Below are 20,699 nucleotides of genomic sequence, written 5' to 3'. Positions count from 1 at the left end.
GTGTTGATCGGTGACGTGGCACGACGGTCCGGGGTGAGCGCCCGCATGCTCAGGCATTACGACAAGCTCGGCCTGGTGCGGCCGACGGGCCGTACCGGCGCCGGCTATCGGGAGTATTCCAGCGAGGACATCCGGCGGATCTTCCATATCGAGAGCCTGCGGTCACTGGGGCTGTCGTTGCGTGACGTCACGCGCGCACTCGATGATCCCGGCTTCACACCCTCGGAGCTCGTCGACGACCTCATCCGCCGGACGCGAGAACGCATCGCAGCCGAGAGGGAGCTGCTCACGCGACTTCGTCGGATCGGTGCCGCGGAACCCGCCGGCTGGGACGACGTCCTCCAGGTCGTTTCGCTCCTCCAGGCGTTGGGGTCGAAGAGCGCCGGGACGCGCCAGCGCGCGGCCCTGTCCTCGGTCGAGGGGGTTCCGGTGCCAGTGGAAGCACTGGTCGAGGCAGCGCTGGGCGAGACGGACCCCAACGTCGCCGGAGCCCTTCGATGGGCTTTGGCGCGATCCGGCGACGGCGGATTGGCGCTGCTGGCGGAGGGGCTCCGCTCACCAGTAGCCGAGGTGCGCAAACGTGCCGTCCAGACCGTTGCCGAGTACGCGAACGGTACGGCGACCGCACTGCTGCACGACGCCCTCGCGAACCCCGACATCGTGGTCCGCAGGTATGCCGCTCTGGCGCTCGGGGCACGTGGAGTGGCCGACGCGGTCCCGACGCTGATCGACATGATCGTCGAGGAGACGAACGACGTCGACGCAGCCGATGCGCTGAGCGCGCTGGCAAGCGATCCCGCGTGGGCGGATCAGATCGCCACCAGGCTCGTCGACCGCCTCGCCCACGGCTCCGTCGAATCGTCCGCACGCCGACGGCTGACACAGGCGCTGGCGGATATCCCGGGAATCACGACGTCACGTGCCCTCGCGGATCTGTCACATGACGAAGACCGTGCCGTTGCGCTCACCGCAGCATACGTTCTCGGGATACGCGACGCACGATGACGGGTGGGCAGCCGGCCGGCCATCCCATCGCATCCAGTCGATGCGGTCGAGACGCCCTGGCCGACCACCCTCGCGGCGACGGGTTACTCACCCGAGGATCTCGCAGTGATTCCGCCCCTGGTCCTCGACGGACACCCGGCACAAAGCCCCCGGCAGTGCGCCCTGATGCAGTGGTACGCCCTGCTTCGGCGGCTGGAAGCCACCGATCCTCCGCTCGAGCAGTTCGGCCAGCCGCAGCGGCGTGCGGTCCTCGAACATCGGGCCGATGAGCTGCACTCCCACCGGCAGGCCCTCGGGGGACCGGCCCGCCGGTATGGCGGTGGCGGGCAGGCCGGGCATGGTGGCCAGACCGGCCCAGACGAGCTGGTCGAAGTACGGGTACTCGACGCCGTCGACGTCGATCCGGCGTTTCCTCGGATCGGGGTTGTGGTCGTGCGGGAACGCGGGAGTCGGCGTGATCGGACACACCACGGCATCGAACTCGGCGAAGAGCTGCCGCCAGCCGTGACGGTGGAGCTCGCGACGGCTGTTCGCCTCGATCCAGTCGCGGTGGCTCAACACCATCCCGCGCAGTAGCGCCGCATCCAGACTCTGGTCGTCCGCGCTCAGTCCGGCGGCCTGGATCCGCAGCTGCTCGTAGGAGTCGACGGGAAAACGGGCCACGGAGCCCGAAAACAGCAACTGCCGGTAAAGCATGGCGGCTTCGGTCAGATCGGGCAGCAGCGGAGTGTGCCGTTCGACGCGGGCGCCGCCGTCGGCGAGCGCGTCGGCCACCCGGTTCACGCCCGCCCGCACGGCGGACCCGGTCGCAATGAGCGGATGCTCCTCGAGCACCAGGACCCGGAAGTCGCCGAGCCGCTCGTGGCGCGCGGGCGGCAGCGTCACGTCGTACGCCACACCGTGCGTCAGCGGGTCCGGTCCGGCCATGACGTCGAGCAGGAGCGTGAGGTCGCGGGCGGTGCGCGCCATCGGACCGACGACGGCGAGGTCGAGGTCGACCGGCAAGGGCGGTGCCGGCGGCGCGACCATGCCGCGGGTCGCCGCCAGTCCGAGTGTCGGCTTGTGGGCGTAGATGCCGCAGAAATGCGCGGGGGTGCGCAACGAGCCGGCGAGGTCGGAGCCGATGGACAGCGCGCCGAACCCGGACGCCAGGGCCGCCGCTGATCCGCCCGAGGACCCACCCGACGTGCGACCGTGATCCCACGGGTTGTTGGTGGTGCCGTAGATCTCGTTGAAGCTCTGGATATCTTGCAGCCCCACTGACACATTGGTCTTACCGAGCACCACCGCGCCCGCGGCCTTCAGCCGCGACACCTGGACCGCGTCCTCGGCCGGCATGAAGTTCGCCTGCGGCAGCATGCCCCAGGTCGTGGGCAGCCCGGCGATGTTGTAGGACTCTTTGACCGTCACCGGTATACCCAGCAGCGGCCGGTCCTCGCCGCGGGCGCGCGCCTGGTCGGCATCGCGTGCGGCGGCCCGCGCACGGTCGAAGTCCGGCACACAGATCGCGTTGATCGCCTGGTCGTCCCGCTCGATACGGGCGATCGCCTCGTCGGTCAGTTCCACCGAGGTCACTTCACCGGCACGCAGTGCGGCCGCGAGGTCTTCGGCCGTCTGAAAGTTCCACTCCATGATTCGGACCGTAACGGCCTCTGGAACAGGCCACGAAATGCCGATTCGCGCAACGCGATGGACGCCTTCATACTCGCCGCGGGCCGGCAAGTGCTCGGGAATCAGGTCAGCGGTCGTGCTGGAGGCGGTGCAGCTCAGCGAACAGCCCGTTGGCTTCGCGGAGTTGGCCGTAGCTGCCCTGCTCGACGATCTGTCCGTGGTCGAGGACGATGATGCGGTCGGCGGATGCGACGTTGGTGAGCCGGTGCGTGATCAGGAGGATTCCGCGCGTCTGGGCGAGGTCGCGCAGGCCGGCGAACACACCGTGTTCGGCACGGGCGTCGAGTGCGGCGGTGGGTTCGTCCATGACCAGCAGGTCGGCCTGCCGGTAGAAGGCACGGGCGAGGGCGATGCGCTGCCACTGGCCGCCGGAGAGTTCCTGCCCGCCCCACCATTGGGAGGCCAGGAGGGTGTCGAGGCCGGAGCGGAGTTCATCGATGACCTGGTCGGCGCCGGAGGCCTTCGACGCGGCCTGGAGGCCGTGCGGGTCGTCCTCGCGGGGCTGGCCGAGGTTGATGTTCTCGCGGGCCGTGAGGGGCCACTGGGCGTACTCCTGCGGGACGTGGGCGACCTGCCGCCACAGCTGTTCGGGGTCGATGTCGCCCAGGTCGATCCCGTCCCAGGTGATGGAGCCCTTGTCGGGGAGGTAGAGGCCGGTGATGAGCTTGGCGAGGGTGGTCTTCCCGGATCCGTTCTCGCCGACCAGGGCGACGATCTCCCCTCGGCCGACGGACAGGGAGACGCCGTTGACGGCCGGAGCCCGGCCGCCGGGGTAGGTGAAGACGATGTCCTCGGCGGTGAACACCCGCGGCCTCGGTGGCGGGGTTTTGGGGCCGCGCTTCATCTGGTGGCCCCCGGCCTCCTCGAGGAACGACGACCAGTCGTCCATGTACATGCCGGTGCGGAAGAGGCGGGCCCAGGCGGAGATGAGGGCCGACATGGCGGTGGACACGGTCCTCATCGCGAGGACGACGGTTCCGGCTCTGGCGACGGAAATCTGGCCCGAGGCCAGCAGGAGAGCGAGCGCGCCCCAGATGATCCCGGAGGACAGACCGGAGATGACGGCGCCGAGGAGGCTGATGCGTGCGGACCGCCAGGCCGCGGCCTGCATGCGCTGCTGCACCTTGGCCGAGGTGGTGCGGTAGCGGCCGAAGAGGAACCGGAACATCGTGCCGGACCGGATCTGGTCGGCGAAGCGCTTGTCGATGATCCTCGAGCGCAGCATCGACAGCAGGCGCCGCTCGTTCGAGGTACGGCGGGACTCGATGTACTCCACCCGTGCCGCACGGATCGCCGAGACCGTACGCGGCAGCGCACCGAGGGAGAGCAGCGGCAGCAGCAGCGGGTGCATGACGGTGATGACGGTCGTCGCGCCGAGGAACGACATGATCGCGGAGATGACCTGACGGGCTTCGAAGACGATGTCGCGGGAGACATCGGCGCCTCGGTCGGCGGCGTCCCAACGCTCGTTGTAACCGGGGTGGTCGTAGGCGACCAGCTCGGCCTTCGTACCGGCGGTCAGCAGATCGATTTCGGCTTCGCGGGCCACCAGCGGGGCGATGCGGTCGGCGAGCCAGTTCGCCGTGAGCCGGCACAGCGTCCGTAGCCCCACCGCGACGATCAGGAGGAGCAGGGCGGGGGCGGACTCCCGGAGGCGGGCGGCGATGTCGCCCGAGGTGATCAGTGAGGTGATGACGCTGGTCGTCGCCAGCAGACCGAACGCGTCCATGGCACCGGCGGCGACATCGCACACGATCATGCCGGCCACTGACCTCTTGTGGGTGCGCCAGCCGAGAGCCATGGCCTGCCGCATGAGCCGCGGCAGGCGTTTGGCCATGGCTAACGTCGTGACGCTCCCGAAGTCCGTTGTGACACCGAGGCGTCGGACGCCGAGTTCTTCTGCCGGCGGCGCGGCCTGTGGAGGGATGGCGGCAGGTGTTTTCACGCCGGGTCGGGTGTCGCTGCTGGTGTCTTCGGACATGGGCGCGCTCCTGTAGCGGCAGGAAGACGGAAGAGAGCAGCCACAGATGGTAGTCAGACGATTGCGGAGTGTGCACGTGGTTTTCTTCGCGGACCGTCATCCCGACGGCAGCCGGACCTACCGTGTCCTGAGGATGATCCAGGGCCTGAGAATGGTGCGATGGACCATCGCTTCGTCGGCATACCGGAGTTGACCGGCGTTCCCCGCGTCGCAGTCGTCATCGACGTCATGCGCGCCTTCACCGTGGCTGCCTGGGCCTTCTCGCGTGGCGTGGAGAGGATCGTGCTGGCCTCAACGGAGAGTGAGGCACTTGCGCTGAAGGAGGGCCACTCGGGTTGGCTGGCTCTGAAGGACGGAGCTCCGGCAGCGGGCTTCGACGCGGTGAACTCACCCGGCCTGCTCAGGTCGTGCGATTTCGCCGGTCGCACGCTGGTGCAGAAGACGACGGCAGGAACGGTGGGCGCGCTGGCCGTCGCGAACGCCCCGCTGGTCCTGTGCGCGAGCTTCGTGGTGGCCGGCCCGACCGCGCGGTTCCTGCGGACCCGGGATTCCGGTCCGGTGACGTTCGTCGTCACCGGTGAGGGAGGCCGGGCCGACGAGGACCTGGCCTGCGCCGAATACATCGGTCGGTGCATGGTCGCGGACGATGTCGAGGCGGCCCCGTACCTCCGCCGCGCGAGGACTTCTCGCGCCGCGGCGGACCTCGCCGGTGGTCTGCGGAGCGGATACCACCCGGATGATGTCGACCTCTGCTTGGAGATCGACAGGTTCCCCTTTGCGATGATGGCTCGCCAGGAAGAGTCGCTGACGGTGCTCCGTCCCGTCGCGGTGCCCGACATCCCGTCCAGTCTCCGCTGACCTGCTGGAACTCTGGCCCTGCAGGCGGCCGGGCTCACCCGATCAGAGCGGGCTCTGCCGCCCGCGCCAGTCGCTGGGACCGCACGGGCGGGCGCTCACGCGCTGTCGGTGAGTGCGGTGTGTCCCTGGACGCGTGCGCAGTGGGCGCAACAGTAGAACTTGCCATCGGTCTGGTGGCCGTGGCCGAGGATGCGACAGCCGCAGTTGTCGCAGATGGGCGCGAGTTTGTGTGCCGCGCATTCGAGGCTGTCGAAGGTGTGGACGGCGCCGGCCGCGCGGACCTCGAAGGCCATCTCGTAGTCGTTTCCGCAGACCTCGCAGGCTGCCATGGTGCTCTCCTCCAAGACTGGCTTGGTCAGGCCCGCGGGTCGCCGGCCTTCCGTTGCCGGCCGAGAGACGGGGCCGGCTGAACCAGGACCTCACGGATTCGGGCGCTCAGCGCGCCACAGAGGCCAGATGGCGCAGTGTGCGTACGGAAGCGGCTGGAGTTCGCGCGGGGAGATCCTGGTGCCGGGGGACTCCCAGAGGCAGGCCGGAGGGCCGGGCGGGACGGTCAGTCCACGGACAGGGAGGTCAGGAGGTCTCCGACCTGGGGCGCGGGCAGCGCATGGGCGACATCGGCGAGGGCGATCATGCCGACGAGGCGGTTGCCGTCGACGACCGGCAGACGGCGGACCCTATGGCGGGCCATGGTCGCGACTATCTGGTCCGCACCGTCGTCCGCGCCGATGGTGACGGCTTCGCCCTGCGCGAGGTCACCGGCACAGGTCTGCTGCGGGTCCCGGCCCTCGCCCAGCACCTTGATCACGATGTCGCGGTCCGTGAGGACGCCTTTGAGGGTGTTGTCCCTGTCGCAGATCGGGAGGGCTCCGACCCCGAGCTCGGTCATTTTGCGGGCAGCGTCCAGGATGCTGTCCTCGGTCCCTACGAATTCGGCTCCACAGGTCATGATGTCGCGTGCTACGGGCATCTCTCCCGCCTTTCTTCAGAGGGCTTCGATTCAGCGGGGCTTCGATCGGCTGGTGACGGGGTGGCCGCGGCCCGCGGCGTGGTCGCGCACACGGTCGACCAGCCCCAGCCCGGGGGCCGGGAGCCTGCTCAGGGGCGGGATGCCGGGTGCCTGGGGTTGAAGGCGGGCGAGGGCGGCCTTCCGCGCCTCGCGGACCTTCCTGCCGAGGTCTACGAGGACGAGGGGCGGGACGCCGGTGCGCACCTGGCGGAAGAGATGGCGTTCCTCCTCCACGTGCGAAGCGACCTCGGTGTGCAGTTCTCGTACGAGCCGGTCGAGGTCACGGTCGTCGGCCTCGCGCCCTTCGAGGTCTTGGAGCCGTTCCTCGATGCTGCTGTGTTCGGCGATCTCGTTGTCCGCCCAGCGCCCGCCGTGCTCCAGGTGTTCGCGCACGGCGGGATGGAGGTAGCTCTCTTCGGCGACCGCGTGGCGGACCAGCTCGATGGTCAGTGCGTCCAGGAGCAGCTTGCGCTGGATGGAACCGGGGGCCCGCTCGTAGTACTGCTCGAAGAGCTCGTCCGCCTCGCGGTGGTCGGCGGTCAGCTCCTCGATGATGTCGGGGTCGTGCTCCATGGCCAGCTTGCCTTTCCGAGGCGCTGCGACAGCCGGTCCGGGCGCGCCGACGAGCGACGCGCGACGGCTTCGGGCTCGGCGGCCGGCCACACGCCGGGCAGCCGGAACCACACCGGATGCGGTCCGCGGCCGCTCGGCTCCGGCCCGTTCGTCCGGGCTCTGCAACAGCGCCGGGCGAGGGCAGGAGCTCCGGTCCGGGGGCAGCTACGGCTCCACCACCACTTGGGCGGAGCCTCCTCTCCTCTCCAGCGTCGCACGCCTGCCTCACCGCAGCGCCCTCTGCCGCCTCCCGCCTCCCGGGCTCGGCCGGTGCCGGGCCGGAAGAGGCCGCAACCTCCGCGGCGCGTGGCGAGCGGCGTCAGCGCCGTGCCGAGGCCGGCCGATACGGCCTGCTTAGGTGTTCCGTTCGCCGGACCGGTCGGACAGGAGCGTTGTGGTGGCCCGGGTGTGCAGCACATCCAGCGCCTCTGTCTGCTGCCGCGCTCCGTCCAGGAGTTCGTTCAGACGTCGGGTGTCCAGGCGCGGTTCCCGGGGCGCCCAGTTGAGGAGGGTGCGCCAAAGGAGTGCCTTGCCCTCGACGCCGAGACGCAGCGCCTCCAGCTCGACGACCGTGCTGAGACCGGAACGACGGAGGGCGCGGCCATTGGACTTCATTCGCCTGATCTTCTCGCCCGCCCAGGCTCCGTAGACCTTGTACCGGCGGACGGGAACGCCGAGGGAGTTCATGAGACGGAGCAGTGCCTGCCGGTCGAGTGAGATCTCCGTGGCGAGGTTCTTCAGGTCACCGCCGAGCCCCGAACGCCGGTGAGCCCGGGCCATGCTCCGGCAGAGTTCGACACCGGCTGTGGCGCCCGCCACGTGATCATTGAGGTAGACCGCGACCATCCGGGATTCCGCGAGCGGACCGCCCATGACCGACCTCCCTAGCTGGGACCAGATGATCCCCTCCTGCGGCTGAGTGGCCAGTTTCAGCCTATCCAACGGTGGCCGCCCGCGAAGCCCGGCTCAGGTGCGGGGCCCGCTTCCTGCCCGGCCGCATGGACCGACCCTGCCGGTTCCACCAGATCGCCTTACTGTGGTCTTGAGGGCAACCCGTGCCGTTGACGTGTTGGCCTGCGCGCAAACGCGCGACTGAGGCGGGAGCGGCGCGGCGATGGGTGCGTAGGGGGCGGCCGGGCCGGGCGGTTACCTGACGGCGCTCACGCCGGTGCTGGTGGCGCGTACCCATCGGTGAGCGGCGGTGCAGGGCCCGGCCACCGAGGCGCCGGGTGGAGCATCCGCGGTCCGGCCGGGTGTGCAGACGGCAGGGTTCGCGGTTATCCGTAGGGCATGGCACCGATGTGGCAGCGCAAGCGGGATGATCAGCACCAGGACCGTGCGAACCGGCGGGCCGGCTGCGGGGCGGGCCGTGGGGATGAAGATGGCCGGCCTGGGCCGGATGAGCAGGTGGAGCGCAGAGCTCCGGATCAGCCCACCGACTTGGCCAAGAAGTCGTGGGTGGCGGTACTGAAGCGGACGGCCGCGGAGTTCAAGGACGACGAACTCGCCGACCGGGCCGCGGCTCTGACGTACTACGGGATTCTGGCCCTCTTTCCCGCTCTGCTGGTGCTGGTGTCCATGCTGGGCATCGCGGGGGAGTCGGCGACGAGGAGCATCCTGGACCACCTCACCAAGCTCACCCCGGGCGCGGCACGCGACATCATCACCAAAGCGGTGACGCAGTTGCAGGCCGGCAGCGGCACCGGATCGGTCCTGGCGATCGTCGGCCTGCTCATGGCGCTGTGGTCGGCGTCGGGATATGTGGCGGCGTTCATCCGCACCTCCAACGCGGTGTACGACGTACCTGAGGGGCGCTCGGTGTGGAAGGTCGCGCCCCTGCGGCTGGTTCTGACGCTGGTGCTGATGATCCTGGCCTGCGTCAGCGCGCTGATCGTGGTGTTCACCGGTGCCCTGGCCAGGCAGCTCGGCGCCGCCCTGGGGGTGGGGGAGACCGCGCTGACGGTGTGGTCGATCGCCAAGTGGCCCGTCCTGGTCCTGCTGGTCACCGTCATGATTGCGATCCTGTACTGGGCGGCACCGAACGCGAGAGTGCGCGGATTCAGGTGGATCACTCCCGGCAGCTTCCTGGCCTTGGTGATCTGGATGATCACCTCGGCGGGCTTCGCGCTGTACGTGGCGAACTTCGGCTCCTACAACAAGACCTACGGCACCCTGGCCGGAGTGATCATTTTCCTGGTGTGGCTGTGGATCACGAACCTCGCGATCCTGCTGGGGCTGGAGTTCGATGCCGAACTGGCCCGGGAACGCGCGATCGCCGGCGGCCATCCCGCTGAGGAGGAGCCCTACGTCGAACCCCGGGACACCCGCACATGGAGCGAGAAGGACCGCAGGGAGATGGGAGACGGGTGACCGGCCGCAGCGGACTGCGCGACCCGTGCTCGTGCCGGCGGCGGTGCTCGCAGCTCACTCCTCGATGAGGAGGCTCTCGCGCAGTTTGTTGCACGTTCGGTTCAACAGCCGCGATATCTGCATCTGGGTGACACCGAGCTCCTCCCCGATCTGGGCCTGTGTCATCTCCGCTCCGAAACGCAGTCGCAGGAGCTTGCGTTCCCGGGCATCGAGCTGTGCCAAGTGCGGTTTGAGGGCCTGGACGTGCTCCGCGAGGTCCAGGGCGGGGTCGTCGTCGCCGACGAGATCGGCAACGAGCCCCCGCTGCTTGCTGCCACCTGTCTGAAGGGGCCGGTCGATGGAATCGGCGTCGTAGCCGTTGGAGGCGACGAGCCCTTCGAGGATCTCGTCCTCCGCCAGCCCCAGTTGCGCGGCGAGTTCGGCGGCGGAGGGCTCATGATTGCCCTCCGCGGCCAGCCGTTCGCGGGTGCGAGCGAGATCGGTACGGAGTTCCTGGAGCCGTCGCGGCACATGGACGGCCCAGGTCTGATCACGGAAGTGGCGCTTGATCTCACCCTGTATGTAAGGGACGGCCAGGGTGGTGAACTCGACCTGCCGGTACACGTCATAGCGATCGATCGCCTTGATCAGACCGACGGCTCCGACCTGCAGCACGTCCTCGACGCTTTCGCCTCGGTTCTTGAACCGCCGGGCGACGTAACGGACCAGGGAGAGGTTCATCTCGATGAGGGTGTTGCGCGCGTACTGGTACTCCGGAGCTCCCTCCTCAGTGGTGGCGAGTCGTTCGAGGAACAGCGGCGACAGGTCCCGTGCGTCGGCCGGGGCGACGCACCGCGGTTCCTCGATCAACGGCAAAGGCTCCGCGGGCCCTGTGCGCAGGCGCTCCGTGGGCCTGCTCCCTGTGGATGTCCGTGCCGTCGCTGCCGTCGTGGCGCCGTCATTCGTCATGCCGTGGCTCCTAGCGATTGCTGTCGGCCCCGTCGTCGGCACCTACCCGTTCCCCCACCTCCCATGTCAGGTCTCAGTCATCATACAAGCCCTCTGTTATGTCTCAATTCGACTGACAGACAAGGGAGTTGGAGTCAATGGCGGATGACTCTCGTGGTGACCGGTCCTGGTGCGCGGCGGACGTGGCGCGGGCCGGCAGGTCCTCGCCGCCGAGCATGTCCCTGGATGCCGCGTACGGGCCGGTGTCGGCGAGGGCGGGGCGGACACGGGTCTGCAGGAAGTCGAGAAAGCGGTCCGGGTGCTTGTAGGCGGCGAAGTGGCCTGCGTCCTCGATCAGGGCGAACTCCTTGACCGGCGCCTCGACGGCGTCGAAGAGGGAACGGGCCCGGGCAGGCGTGTTGACCAGGTCGTCGGCGCCCTGGACGACGAAGAACGGGACGTCGAAGCGGGTGCCGTCCGCCCAGTCGTCGAACGATGCCGTGCCGGGCAGCACCTCGGCGGAGGCCTTGAAGCCCTGGAAGAACGTGATCAGTTCACGCAGTGAGTGCAGCGGCGAATACCAGAGCGACTTCATCACCACGGACTTCATGGCGCCGAAGGTCTGCGGGTCGGTCGCGGAGGCGAAGCGGCTGAAGTGGCTGTGCTGCTCGGCCGTCCAGGCGCGCGCATCCGGCCCCATCCTCCGTACGTCCGCCAACTCCTGCTCCTTGCCCGCCCGTTGGAGCCGGTCCAGCAGGGCTGCGTAGTCGGAGGTGTCCCGGCCGCCGTCGAAGACCTTCTGGTCGGTGCCGACGAAGGCGGCGACCAGCTGCGGGTGGCTGCGGGCGAGGCGCAGTCCGAGAGCGCTGCCGAAGGAGTGCCCCAGCACGATGACCCGCTCCACGCCGAGCCGGGCCCGGACGTGCTCGACCACTTCGACGGCGTCCGCCAGCAGTCGCGCGAAGGTCAGCTCACCCTGGCCGTCGGCTCCGGAGTGCCGCAGGGTCTTGCCGGCGCCCCGCATGTCCCAGCGCACCAGGGTGAAGTGCCGCTCCCAGTCGCGGGTGCGGTTCATGAGGATCGAGTTCACGGAGCCGGGGCCGCCGTGCAGTTCCACGATGACGGGATTGGTGCGGTCCTCCCCGCGGACGGAGAGCCACTGGTCGATCCCGCCGATGCGGGTGAAGTACCGCTCGTCGATGCCCTGGGCGCCGGTGATGCCGAGGAGGCGGGCGTTGCGGGAGCGGACGATTCCGCGGCGGGCGAGGAGGCCGGCCGCCGGGGCGGCGACGACGGCCGTGGTGGCAGCGGTGAGAACGGTGCCGAGCATGAGAACCCCCAGAAGCGAAACTGTGTATGTGCTACGCAGTTGGTAGCTGTGTATGTTGTACACAGTTTTTGGGTGGGTGGCAACAACCCGTGAACATCCCCTGACGGTCCCGCTCGGCCCGGATCGCCGACGTCCGGCAAGGGCACCCGCAGGGGCAGGCGTGAGAGACGGGAAGGGAGTCCGGTGCCGTGCCGGCGAACAGAGAGAGCAAGCGGGATCCGCGTACCAGCCTCGCGCTGCTGTGGGGCGAAGCCGACCGCCCGCGCCGAGGCCCCAAGCCGAAGCTGACACCACCCGAGGTCGCCCGCTGCGGCATCGAGATCGCCGACGCGGAGGGTCTGGAGGCCCTCTCGATGCAGCGAGTCGCCGAGACGCTGCGGGTCACCACCATGGCCCTCTACCGCTACGTCCCCGGCAAACCCGACCTCATCGACCTCATGGTCGACACCGTGCTCGGCGATCCGCCCGACCTCACCCGCGTCCTCGGCGGCTGGCGTCCCCGCCTCGATGCCTGGGCCCGCGCCTGCTGGGACGTCTACCGCGCCCACCCCTGGATCCTGACCGCGACCGGAATGCGCCGACAGGCCATGGGCCCCCACCAGGTGGCCTGGCTCGACGCCGCCCTGGCCGCCCTCGAGCCCTCCCGCCTCACCGCCCGTCAGCGGCACGACGCGGTGATCCTCGTCCTGGCTCACGTCCGCGGCCTCACGCAACAGATGCTCGACCACGACGAGGAATCCAGCGCGGACTGGGACCGCCTGACCACCGACCAACTCGCCCGCCACGGCGAGCGGTTCCCGGCCCTCACCCGCGCCGTCGCCGAAGGCGCCTTCGCACCCAGCGACGAGGACCCGCTCGACTTCGGCCTCACCTGCGTGCTCGACGGCATCGCAGCGCTCGCGGAGACCGGCTGACAGGACACGCCTCCAAGGGCCATCGGCGGCATCGACACCGATCGGATTCGTGACCTCCGCCGGCTCGGCCGGCGTCCCACCCAGCTCCCGTGGGTGATCACGTTGCGGGCCGGTCAGGTGATCACCCTCGGCGAACAACGGGACAGTCGGCGGCGGAAGGCGGTGGGATGGGCGTCGCCGCAGGTCGAAACTCGGCGAGTGACGCAGTGAACGCCATCACCCCCGGGCCGAGGAGCGCAGATGAAGTGGACCATGAGTCAGGACTATGTCGCCATCGTGACGACGGTGATCATCGCTGAAGTCGCTGTCAGCAGCCTCCTGATGCATCAGTTCCTGAAGCCCTTCATGAAAGTGCGCCCCGCAGGGGACCCGGACTCCCCGGGACGGGCGAGGAGGCGCGGCGCCGGCTTCTATGTCGCGACGTCGTTCGTTCTTGTGTGGATCGGCCTCGTCGGCAAGCTCACCCATGTGGAAGTCGACCTGTTGGCATGGTCCGGTACGGAGCACCCCGAAGGGACCGGCGCAGCTCCTGAGCTGGCCGAGGAGGCGTTCCGTTGGGCCACTGCCTCCATGTGGGTGCTGGTGGGTCAGGGCCTTGTCCAAGCAGTCATGGAAGGCGTACGGGCGGCAATGTCTCATACGGGAAACGAGGACCCCTCTGGGAGCGCCGACGGGGGCTCAACCTCACAGGCGCGCGGGGTGGACGGCCGTACTCCGAGCCGCTGAGCGACGCGGAGCGGCTCACGCTTCGGGGCCCTTCTGGAGTTCGTCAGCGATGGCATGGGCGATCGACTCGGTGATCGAGTCGGGTTGCCATGCCCACTGTCCGTTGGGGTTGCATTCGAGGAAGTACCAGTCGCCGGTGGGCGTGACCGCGAAGTCGAACGCGCCGAAGGCGAGTCGGGACCTGGTGAGGTAGGCGGACACCGAGAGCGCGACCCGGTCGGGGACGGCGATCGGCGCGCACTCCATCAGGGACTGCCGCTGCCGCCAGTCGAGATCCGGGCTGTCGATCCGGACCGCGAACAGCCGGTTGCCGACAGCCGTGAGACGTACGTCGAACGCCTTCTCCACCTTGGCTTGGAACAGGTGCGGGCAGACGGCCACGGCGGCGGTGATCTCGTGCGGGCGCACCTCCCGCACCCACACCTGTCGTGCCTGGCCGTCAACCGTGTAGCGGGTGTTCCACAACGGCTTGTAGACCACCCCTCCGGTCTGGTGGGCAGCGAACTCCCGTGCCTGGTCCGGGTCGTTGGTGATCAGCGTGCTGGGGACCGAGAGGCCGCAGCGCTGTGCGGCGGCGAGCTGGGCGGGTTTGTACTCCGCCGCCCGGTTGTTCCACGGGTGGTTGACGTAATGGGCCCCGGAGAGGGACGCCAGGATGCCGCCGACACCCCACAGGGATTGCGAGGCCGCGAACCGGCGTTCCTGTCCGTCCAGTTCTGGCGGGCCGTCGAAGGGCGAGGGACGGCGCGTCCAGACGGAGCGCACTTCGGTGAGGTCGAGCTTGCGGCTCGGCGTGCGCAAGGTGCCGCGCTGGTCGCCCGTGCGGTACGTGGCGGTAAGCACGGCACCTGTGTGCAAGTCGGTGCCGGGGTCGAGACGGACCACCGGGACCTGGCGTTCCGCGAGGATCCGCAGCACCACGTCGGTGGTCACGTCGTGCGGGTTGGTCAATACCAGCACCGACCCGCTCGGTCCTGTCGACATCAGTCGTGGTCGGAGTCCGTGGAGTCGTCGGAGTCGTAGCTGTCGACGCTGCTGGTACTCGTGGAGTTCGAGGTGCTGCTGCTGGTCTGGTGGTTGTGGAGTTCGACCGTGCGGCCGTGTTCGTCGATGACGACGGCGATCTGGGTTGCGGGGTCGATCACCGGGGTGCGCAGGGAAACCGTGCCGGTCTCGGCATACGGTGCCATGCGGGTGGTGCCCCAGGGTGCGCCGGGGTCTCGCGTTTCCATCGTTCGACTCCCTTGCTTCCGACTGTTTGTTTGAATGACCCTCCCCTTGGCGGGCGAGGTTTTCAAGTCCCCCTCAGGTCGGCTTGCCGCTCCCAACTCCTCTGCCTGGCAGAGGAGTTCGCGGAAGGAGACGAGCATCGCCGCCGCCATCCATCTGCCACCGCCCGACTCGCCAAATGAGATGACCGTGCCTTCTCACTGCCCACCGGGCACTTGAGACGGGCTCATGGTCTTCGTCCCTAGACGAAGCTGTACGGGGGCAGCGGGCCGCGCAGCCGCAGGTCGAGGTCGGCACCCAGTTCGTCGGCGAGCTCCTTCTCGGTGGTGCGGAAGCGGTCTTCGTGCTCCCGGTCCACCAGGAAGGACACGCTCAGGAAGTCGTCGCCCGTTGGCTGTGTCATGCGTTCGTCCCGGGTCAGGCTCCGCAGCGCCTCGACGATCGACGCGGAGAGACGGTCCTGGCGGGCCTGCACCTCCTGGGCGACCTTCTCACCGAGGGTGAGCGGCAGGTCCGGACCGCCCTGACCGCTTTTGATCTGCTCGTTGAGGCTGCGCGCCTCGTCGGATGCGGCGAGGATCCGGCGGAGCAGCGCGTCCTCGTCCTGGGCGGCCTTGAGGCGGTACTCGATGCAGCCTTCCAGCGACCGTAGCCGCTCGGTGAAGCCGTCCGCATCCTCCTCCAGCACCGTGCGGACAGCGTCGTCATCCGTGGCCGTGAAGCCGAACTGCAGTGGTAGGACGGTGCCGTCGGCCATCAGCCGCTCTTGGACGGCCTGGTGCGTGTCGAGGTCGCGGCGTTCGGCCCGCAGGTCCTCGGGTGCCTCACTGACCACGGCGGAAAGCTTCCCCGCGGACAGCGTGCGCAGCTTGCCGGGCGGGTCACCGACGCCGTCGAGGCCGTCCAAGCGCTGAGGGTGGGTGGTTGCGACGATGGAGTAGACGTAGACGGCCATCGCTCATGCCTTTCGGCGCCGGACCGGCCGGCGGGCCGGTCGTTCCCGCTTTCGCACGGGCTCCTCGCGGCTTTCCTCGTCCTCGGGCTCCTCGGACCCCTCGTCGTCGTTGTCGCTGCCCCCTTTGAGGGCGTCGCTCACCGCTTCGACGGCGCCGCTGAGGGCTCCCTTGGCTTGGCCCTGCGAGCCGCCCTGGGTGATCTCACCGACCATGTCCGGCAGGCCTTGGGGCTTCTTGTCCCCGGCCTCCAGATCGAGCCGGTTGCAGGCCTCCGCGAACCGGAGGTAGGTGTCGACGCTGGCCACGACGATGCGGGCATCGATCTTGAGGATCTCGATGCCGACCAGCGACACCCGGGCGAAGATGTCGATGACCAAACCTCGGTCCAAGATCAGGTCGAGGATGTCGTAGAGACTTCCCGAGCCCCCGCCGCCTCGGGAAACGGGGCCTCCGCCTTGTGGCACCACAGTCACGGTGCCTCCCTTCGTCGGCAATCCGCGTAAGCGGTATCGCCCGCTCTTCACTCGTAGTTCCTGTCTACGGCCGTTCCCGCCGTCGCGCTATCGGGCGCGGCGCCTTCCGGTGCGGTGCCGGTTGACGATGCCGCCGACCTGCGGCTTTCCTCGCTCCGTCCAGCCGATTGCCTCAGATGGGAGCGTCGGGTTTCGTACCTGCCCGGGCAGCTCGACCACGCACGAGTGTGAAAGGGGGGTCTGTTCTGGACCGTCATCGGGGCTGTCGGAAGGCGCGGGATGCGGGGAAGGCGCGGGAAGCGTCTGCCGGTCGAAACTGCCCGCATTTTCCCCACGGTTGAGGGGGGTTGGCTCCCTGCGGGGACGGGTCTTGGGGCGGCGTGGATTGTAAGGTCGGGCATTCCTATAGCCTGGGAAAATGCTGACCGAAGTCATGGCGACTCGCTATGTCACGCCCTTGCGTGAGGGCGGATCGCTTCCGGGAATCGTCGAGGGAGACGATCTCGGTACATACATCATGAAGTTCACCGGTGCCGGACAGGGCCGCAAGACCCTCGTCGCGGAGATCATCTGCGGCCAGCTGGGCCGTCGGCTCGGGCTGCGGGTGCCGGACCTGGTGCAGATGCAGCTCGATCCCGTCATCGGGCTCGGCGAGCCCGACCAGGAGGTCCAGGAGCTGCTCAAGGCCAGCGGGGGGCTGAACCTGGGGATGGACTACCTCCCCGGGTCGCTGGGCTTCGATCCGCTCGCCTTCGAGGTCGGTTCCCGTGAGGCGGGGCGTGTGGTGTGGTTCGACGCGCTGATCAACAACGTCGACCGGTCCTGGCGCAACCCCAATCTGCTGGTCTGGCACGGCGAACTGTGGCTGATCGACCACGGCGCCGCCATGATCTGGCACCACAACTGGCCGAGCGCGGAGAAGGCCGCGGCCCGGCCCTACGACGCCTCCGACCATGTGCTGGCCACCTTCGGCCCGGACATCGAGGCGGCGGCCGCCGAGTTCGCGCCGCAGATCACCGAGGAGCTGCTGACCGAGATCGCGGCGGACGTCCCGGACGAATGGCTGACGGACGAGCCCGGCTTCGACTCGCCGGACCTGCTGCGCCAGGCGTACGTCAAGACGCTGCTGGCCCGCGCCCAGACGATCAGCGACCACATCACCATCGGGGAGCCCACCAAGGACAAGCCCTCGCAGGCCCCGGAATGGCTGGCCGGAAAGTTGCCGCGGAGGGCAGTGAAGTGACCGGTCTGCACAACGGACGCGATGTCTTCGAGTACGCCCTGCTGAAGGTCGTGCCCCGGGTGGAGCGCGGCGAGATGATCAATGCCGGGGTGGTCGTGTACTGCCGTGCCCGGCGCTTCGTCGAGGCCAGGACCCATCTGGACGAGGCCCGGCTGCTGGCCCTGGACCCCACGGCCGACGTGGCCGGCGTACGGGCCGCGCTCTGCGCCGTCGAGGGCATCTGCGAGGGCGGCGAACGGGCCGGGCAGGCGGCCGGCGACGACGCGGGGCGGCGTTTTCGCTGGCTGATTGCGCCGCGCAGCACCATCGTCCAGCCCGGACCGGTGCACACCGGCCTGACCGCCGACCCCGCGGCGGAGGCGGAGCGGCTGCTGGAGCTGCTGGTGCGCTGACGTGGCGGACGCCTCGGCACGGGCGCCCGGTCTGCCCTAGGGCGGGCCGGGCGCCCGCTATGTATGGCGATGGCCTGTATATACGACGAGGCCCGCTATGTGTGGCGAGAGCCCGTATGTATGGCAAGAACCCGTATGCGTAGCGAGAGCCCGTATATATGGCGAGAACGCGCCGGTCGCGGTGCGCGTCGAGGTGAGGTCGGCAACGGCGCGGTGGTGGGGCGTTGACAGCGCGTGGCGGGGCTTCTAGCGTCAGCCCTGCTCAGGGTACTAAGCGGTTGCTCACCTACGGGATCGGTGCGGCGGACCGCTTGTCGAGGTTTCAAGGGTGAGGAGAACCCGCATGTCCACCACCGAGCAGCGCGTCGCCATCGTGACGGGCGCGGCCCGCGGTATCGGCGCGGCCACCGCCGTACGCCTGGCCGCCGAGGGCCGTGTCGTCGCCGTACTCGACCTCGACGAGGCGGCCTGCAAGGACACCGTCGAGAAGATCACCGCGGCCGGCGGCAAGGCCATCGCGGTCGGCTGTGACGTCTCGGACGCGGAGCAGGTGGAGGCGGCGGTCACCCGGGTCGCCTCCGAGCTCGGCGCGCCGACCGTCCTCGTCAACAACGCCGGTGTGCTCCGCGACAACCTGCTGTTCAAGATGAGCGAGACCGACTGGGACACGGTCATGAACGTGCATCTGCGGGGCGCGTTCCTGATGTCCCGCGCCTGCCAGAAGCACATGGTGGACGCCGGGTTCGGCCGGATCGTCAACCTCTCCTCCAGCTCGGCGCTCGGCAACCGCGGCCAGGTCAACTACTCGACGGCCAAGGCCGGTCTGCAGGGCTTCACCAAGACGCTCGCCATCGAACTCGGCAAGTTCGGCGTCACCGCCAACGCCGTCGCCCCCGGCTTCATCGTCACCGACATGACCGCGGCCACCGCCGAGCGCGTCGGCATGGGCTTCGAGGACTTCCAGGCCGCGGCCGCCACCCAGATCCCGGTGCAGCGGGTCGGCCGGCCCGAGGACATCGCCAACGCGATCGCCTTCTTCACCGGTGACGCGGCCGGCTTCGTGTCCGGCCAGGTCATGTACGTCGCCGGCGGCCCGCTCAACTGACCGCCGCACCACCCACCTCAGGAGCACAGGACATGACCGAGCAGGACAGCGGGCTCCCCGAGCCCTCCGGCAAGGTGGCACTGGTCACCGGCGCCAGCCGCGGCATCGGCTACGGCATCGCCGAGGCCCTGGTGGCCCGCGGTGACCGGGTCGTCATCACCGGCCGCAACGAGGACGCCCTCAAGGAAGCCGCCGAGAAGCTCGGCGCGGACCGGGTGATCGGCGTCGCCGGCAAGGCGCACGACGAGGCGCACCAGGCCGTCGCCGTGGAGCGCGCGATGGAGGCCTTCGGCCGGGTCGACTACCTCGTCAACAACGCGGGCACGAACCCGGTGTTCGGCCCGATCGCCGACCTCGACCTCAATGTCGCGCGCAAGGTCTTCGAGACCAATGTCATCTCCGCGCTCGGCTTCGCCCAGCGCACCTGGCACGCCTGGCAGAAGGACAACGGCGGGGCGATCGTCAACATCGCCTCGATCGCCGGGCTGAACGCCTCGCCGTTCATCGGCGCGTACGGCATCAGCAAGGCCGCGATGGTGAACCTCACGGTGCAGCTCGCCCACGAGTTCGCGCCCGTGGTGCGGGTCAACTCCATCGCGCCGGCAGTGATCAAGACCAAGTTCGCGGCGGCGCTCTACGAGGACCGCGAGGAGGAGGCGGCGGCCGGCTACCCGATGGCGCGGCTGGGCGTCCCGGAGGACATCGGCGGGGCCGCGGCCTTCCTGCTGTCCGGCGCCTCGGGCTGGATCACCGGTCAGACGCTGGTCGTCGACGGCGGTCTGTTCCTCAACGCCGGGGTCTGACCGCCGGGCGGGCCGCGAGGCGGCCTTGCCTTGGTGTGCGCTCCAAGAGGCAGAGTCCGTGGTGCCGGTCCCTCAGGGGCCGGCACCACCCGCGTCGGCGGACCTGCCAGGGAGGCATGCCATGCACTACCGCACGCTCGGCGGCGATCAAGGGCCCCGGATCAGCGCCGTCTGCCTGGGGACGCTGCCGTTCGGCACCACCGTCGACGAACCGACCTCGTTCGCGATCCTGGACCGCTTCGCGGCGGCCGGCGGCACCTTCGTCGACACCGCGAACCACTACGCCTGCTGGGTGCCGGGCGCCACCGGCGACGAGAGCGAGCTGCTGCTCGGCCGCTGGCTGCGCAGCCGTGGCGCGGCCGGCCGCACGGTGCTGGCCACCAAGGTCGGCGCCCGGCCCGATCCGGCCCGCGGCGCCCGGTGGCCCGCCAACGCGGAGGGCCTGTCCGCGGCGGCCGTACGCGCCGGCATCGAGGGCAGCCTGCGCCGGCTGGGCACCGACCGGGTGGACCTGTACTACGCGCACCTCGAGGACCGCTCGGTGCCTCTGGAGGAGACCGTCGAGGCGCTGGCCGGCCTCGTCCAGGACGGCAGGGTGGGCACACTCGGCGCCGGCGCCCACCGGACCTGGCGGCTGGCCGAGGCCCGGCACACCGCCGCCGGGCGCGAGCTGCCCGGCTTCAGGGCCGTCCAGCGGCGGCACACCTATCTGCGGCCGCGCCGGGGCCTGCCCTGCGGCCACCATGTGGAGACCGACGAGGAGCTGCTCGACTACGCGGCGGCGCACCCCGATCTGACGCCGGTCGGGTATGGGACGCTGATGGGAGGGGCGTATGCGCGTGCCGACCGTCCGCTGCCGGAGGCCTACGACCACCCCGGTTCGGTGGCCCGGCTGCGGGTACTGGCGGAGGTCGCGGCGGAGTGCGGGGCCACCGTGAACCAGGTGGTGCTGGCCTGGCTGATGGGCGGCGAGCTGCCCGTCGTGCCCGTACTGGGCGTGAGCTCGGTGGCGCAGCTGGACGAGGGACTGGCGGCGCTCGACCTGCGCCTGGACCCCGTCCAGCGGGCCCGCCTCGACACCGCCTGACGCGGGC

General features: G+C 69.5%; 22 protein-coding genes. 10 read left to right on the top strand and 12 right to left on the bottom strand.

Annotated elements, in window-relative coordinates; all coding sequences use genetic code 11:
- A complete protein-coding gene (locus AC0680_RS36265; protein ID WP_478637296.1) occupies positions 1-1,005 on the top strand; it encodes a MerR family transcriptional regulator in 1,005 nt (334 codons plus the stop codon).
- Between the two features lie 87 nt (positions 1,006-1,092).
- On the opposite strand, the gene AC0680_RS36260 is transcribed toward AC0680_RS36265, so the two are convergent.
- Both AC0680_RS36260 and AC0680_RS36255 read right to left on the bottom strand, forming a co-directional pair.
- Positions 1,093-2,637, bottom strand: coding sequence for an amidase (locus AC0680_RS36260; protein ID WP_478637295.1), 1,545 nt, complete (start codon positions 2,635-2,637; stop codon positions 1,093-1,095).
- A 106-nt stretch (positions 2,638-2,743) separates the two neighbouring features.
- On the bottom strand, positions 2,744-4,513 hold the full coding sequence (locus tag AC0680_RS36255; RefSeq protein WP_478637294.1) for an ABC transporter ATP-binding protein: 1,770 nt from the start codon (positions 4,511-4,513) through the stop codon (positions 2,744-2,746).
- Positions 4,514-4,816: 303 nt separating this feature from the next.
- Between AC0680_RS36255 and AC0680_RS36250 the strand changes: the two genes are divergently transcribed.
- Positions 4,817-5,515 carry a 2-phosphosulfolactate phosphatase gene (locus AC0680_RS36250; protein ID WP_478637293.1) on the top strand — a complete coding sequence of 233 codons (699 nt, stop codon included), beginning with the start codon at positions 4,817-4,819 and terminating at the stop codon, positions 5,513-5,515.
- Positions 5,516-5,610: 95 nt separating this feature from the next.
- On the opposite strand, the gene AC0680_RS36245 is transcribed toward AC0680_RS36250, so the two are convergent.
- The 4 genes from AC0680_RS36245 to AC0680_RS36230 form a co-directional block, all read right to left on the bottom strand.
- A complete protein-coding gene (locus tag AC0680_RS36245) occupies positions 5,611-5,844 on the bottom strand; it encodes a hypothetical protein (protein WP_478637292.1) in 234 nt (77 codons plus the stop codon).
- A 224-nt stretch (positions 5,845-6,068) separates the two neighbouring features.
- Positions 6,069-6,485, bottom strand: a complete 417-nt coding sequence (locus tag AC0680_RS36240; protein ID WP_478637291.1) for a CBS domain-containing protein — start codon at positions 6,483-6,485, stop codon at positions 6,069-6,071.
- Between the two features lie 30 nt (positions 6,486-6,515).
- Positions 6,516-7,097: a hemerythrin domain-containing protein gene (locus AC0680_RS36235; protein ID WP_478637290.1), complete on the bottom strand. Its 582-nt coding sequence runs from the start codon at positions 7,095-7,097 to the stop codon at positions 6,516-6,518.
- Between the two features lie 393 nt (positions 7,098-7,490).
- Positions 7,491-8,009, bottom strand: coding sequence for a hypothetical protein (locus AC0680_RS36230; protein ID WP_478637289.1), 519 nt, complete (start codon positions 8,007-8,009; stop codon positions 7,491-7,493).
- A 417-nt stretch (positions 8,010-8,426) separates the two neighbouring features.
- Between AC0680_RS36230 and AC0680_RS36225 the strand changes: the two genes are divergently transcribed.
- Positions 8,427-9,506, top strand: coding sequence for a YihY/virulence factor BrkB family protein (locus AC0680_RS36225; RefSeq protein ID WP_478637288.1), 1,080 nt, complete (start codon positions 8,427-8,429; stop codon positions 9,504-9,506).
- 54 nt (positions 9,507-9,560) lie between these two features.
- On the opposite strand, the gene AC0680_RS36220 is transcribed toward AC0680_RS36225, so the two are convergent.
- A complete protein-coding gene (locus tag AC0680_RS36220; RefSeq protein WP_478637287.1) occupies positions 9,561-10,454 on the bottom strand; it encodes a SigB/SigF/SigG family RNA polymerase sigma factor in 894 nt (297 codons plus the stop codon).
- A 103-nt stretch (positions 10,455-10,557) separates the two neighbouring features.
- The gene (locus tag AC0680_RS36215) at positions 10,558-11,763 is read right to left on the bottom strand and encodes an alpha/beta fold hydrolase (protein ID WP_478637286.1); all 1,206 of its coding nucleotides are present in this window, start codon (positions 11,761-11,763) and stop codon (positions 10,558-10,560) included.
- A 188-nt stretch (positions 11,764-11,951) separates the two neighbouring features.
- On the opposite strand from AC0680_RS36215, the gene AC0680_RS36210 reads away from it, so the two are divergent.
- Together AC0680_RS36210 and AC0680_RS36205 are read left to right on the top strand one after the other, a co-directional pair.
- Positions 11,952-12,677: a TetR/AcrR family transcriptional regulator gene (locus tag AC0680_RS36210; RefSeq protein ID WP_478637285.1), complete on the top strand. Its 726-nt coding sequence runs from the start codon at positions 11,952-11,954 to the stop codon at positions 12,675-12,677.
- Between the two features lie 240 nt (positions 12,678-12,917).
- Positions 12,918-13,403, top strand: coding sequence for a hypothetical protein (locus AC0680_RS36205; RefSeq protein ID WP_478637284.1), 486 nt, complete (start codon positions 12,918-12,920; stop codon positions 13,401-13,403).
- A 15-nt stretch (positions 13,404-13,418) separates the two neighbouring features.
- Here AC0680_RS36205 and tgmB read toward each other — a convergent pair whose 3' ends face one another.
- From tgmB to AC0680_RS36185, 4 genes are all read right to left on the bottom strand, one after another.
- Entirely contained in the window at positions 13,419-14,387 is a 969-nt protein-coding gene (gene tgmB / locus AC0680_RS36200) for an ATP-grasp ribosomal peptide maturase (protein ID WP_478637283.1), read from the bottom strand.
- Positions 14,387-14,635 carry a putative ATP-grasp-modified RiPP gene (tgmA, locus tag AC0680_RS36195; protein WP_478637282.1) on the bottom strand — a complete coding sequence of 83 codons (249 nt, stop codon included), beginning with the start codon at positions 14,633-14,635 and terminating at the stop codon, positions 14,387-14,389. The genes tgmB and tgmA overlap by 1 nt, the downstream gene beginning before the upstream one ends.
- Before the next feature lie 239 nt (positions 14,636-14,874).
- Complete coding sequence (locus AC0680_RS36190) at positions 14,875-15,588, bottom strand: GvpL/GvpF family gas vesicle protein (protein ID WP_478637281.1); 714 nt, start codon at positions 15,586-15,588, stop codon at positions 14,875-14,877.
- Positions 15,589-15,591: 3 nt separating this feature from the next.
- On the bottom strand, positions 15,592-16,062 hold the full coding sequence (locus AC0680_RS36185) for a gas vesicle structural protein GvpA (protein ID WP_478637280.1): 471 nt from the start codon (positions 16,060-16,062) through the stop codon (positions 15,592-15,594).
- 418 nt (positions 16,063-16,480) lie between these two features.
- Between AC0680_RS36185 and AC0680_RS36180 the strand changes: the two genes are divergently transcribed.
- The 5 genes from AC0680_RS36180 to AC0680_RS36160 all read left to right on the top strand — a co-directional run bounded on the left by AC0680_RS36180 (position 16,481) and on the right by AC0680_RS36160 (position 20,692).
- Positions 16,481-17,305, top strand: a complete 825-nt coding sequence (locus AC0680_RS36180; protein WP_478637279.1) for a HipA family kinase — start codon at positions 16,481-16,483, stop codon at positions 17,303-17,305.
- A complete protein-coding gene (locus tag AC0680_RS36175; RefSeq protein ID WP_478637278.1) occupies positions 17,302-17,697 on the top strand; it encodes a DUF3037 domain-containing protein in 396 nt (131 codons plus the stop codon). Before AC0680_RS36180 ends, AC0680_RS36175 begins: the two co-directional genes overlap by 4 nt.
- A gap of 343 nt (positions 17,698-18,040) precedes the next feature.
- The gene (fabG, locus tag AC0680_RS36170) at positions 18,041-18,802 is read left to right on the top strand and encodes a 3-oxoacyl-ACP reductase FabG (protein ID WP_478637277.1); all 762 of its coding nucleotides are present in this window, start codon (positions 18,041-18,043) and stop codon (positions 18,800-18,802) included.
- A gap of 32 nt (positions 18,803-18,834) precedes the next feature.
- Complete coding sequence (locus AC0680_RS36165; protein WP_478637276.1) at positions 18,835-19,605, top strand: SDR family oxidoreductase; 771 nt, start codon at positions 18,835-18,837, stop codon at positions 19,603-19,605.
- 121 nt (positions 19,606-19,726) lie between these two features.
- Positions 19,727-20,692 carry an aldo/keto reductase gene (locus tag AC0680_RS36160; protein ID WP_478637275.1) on the top strand — a complete coding sequence of 322 codons (966 nt, stop codon included), beginning with the start codon at positions 19,727-19,729 and terminating at the stop codon, positions 20,690-20,692.
- Positions 20,693-20,699 lie beyond the last annotated feature (7 nt).

Source organism: Streptomyces sp. NPDC043738, from assembly GCF_056436545.1.
This window is presented reverse-complemented; position numbering and strand designations above follow the sequence as displayed.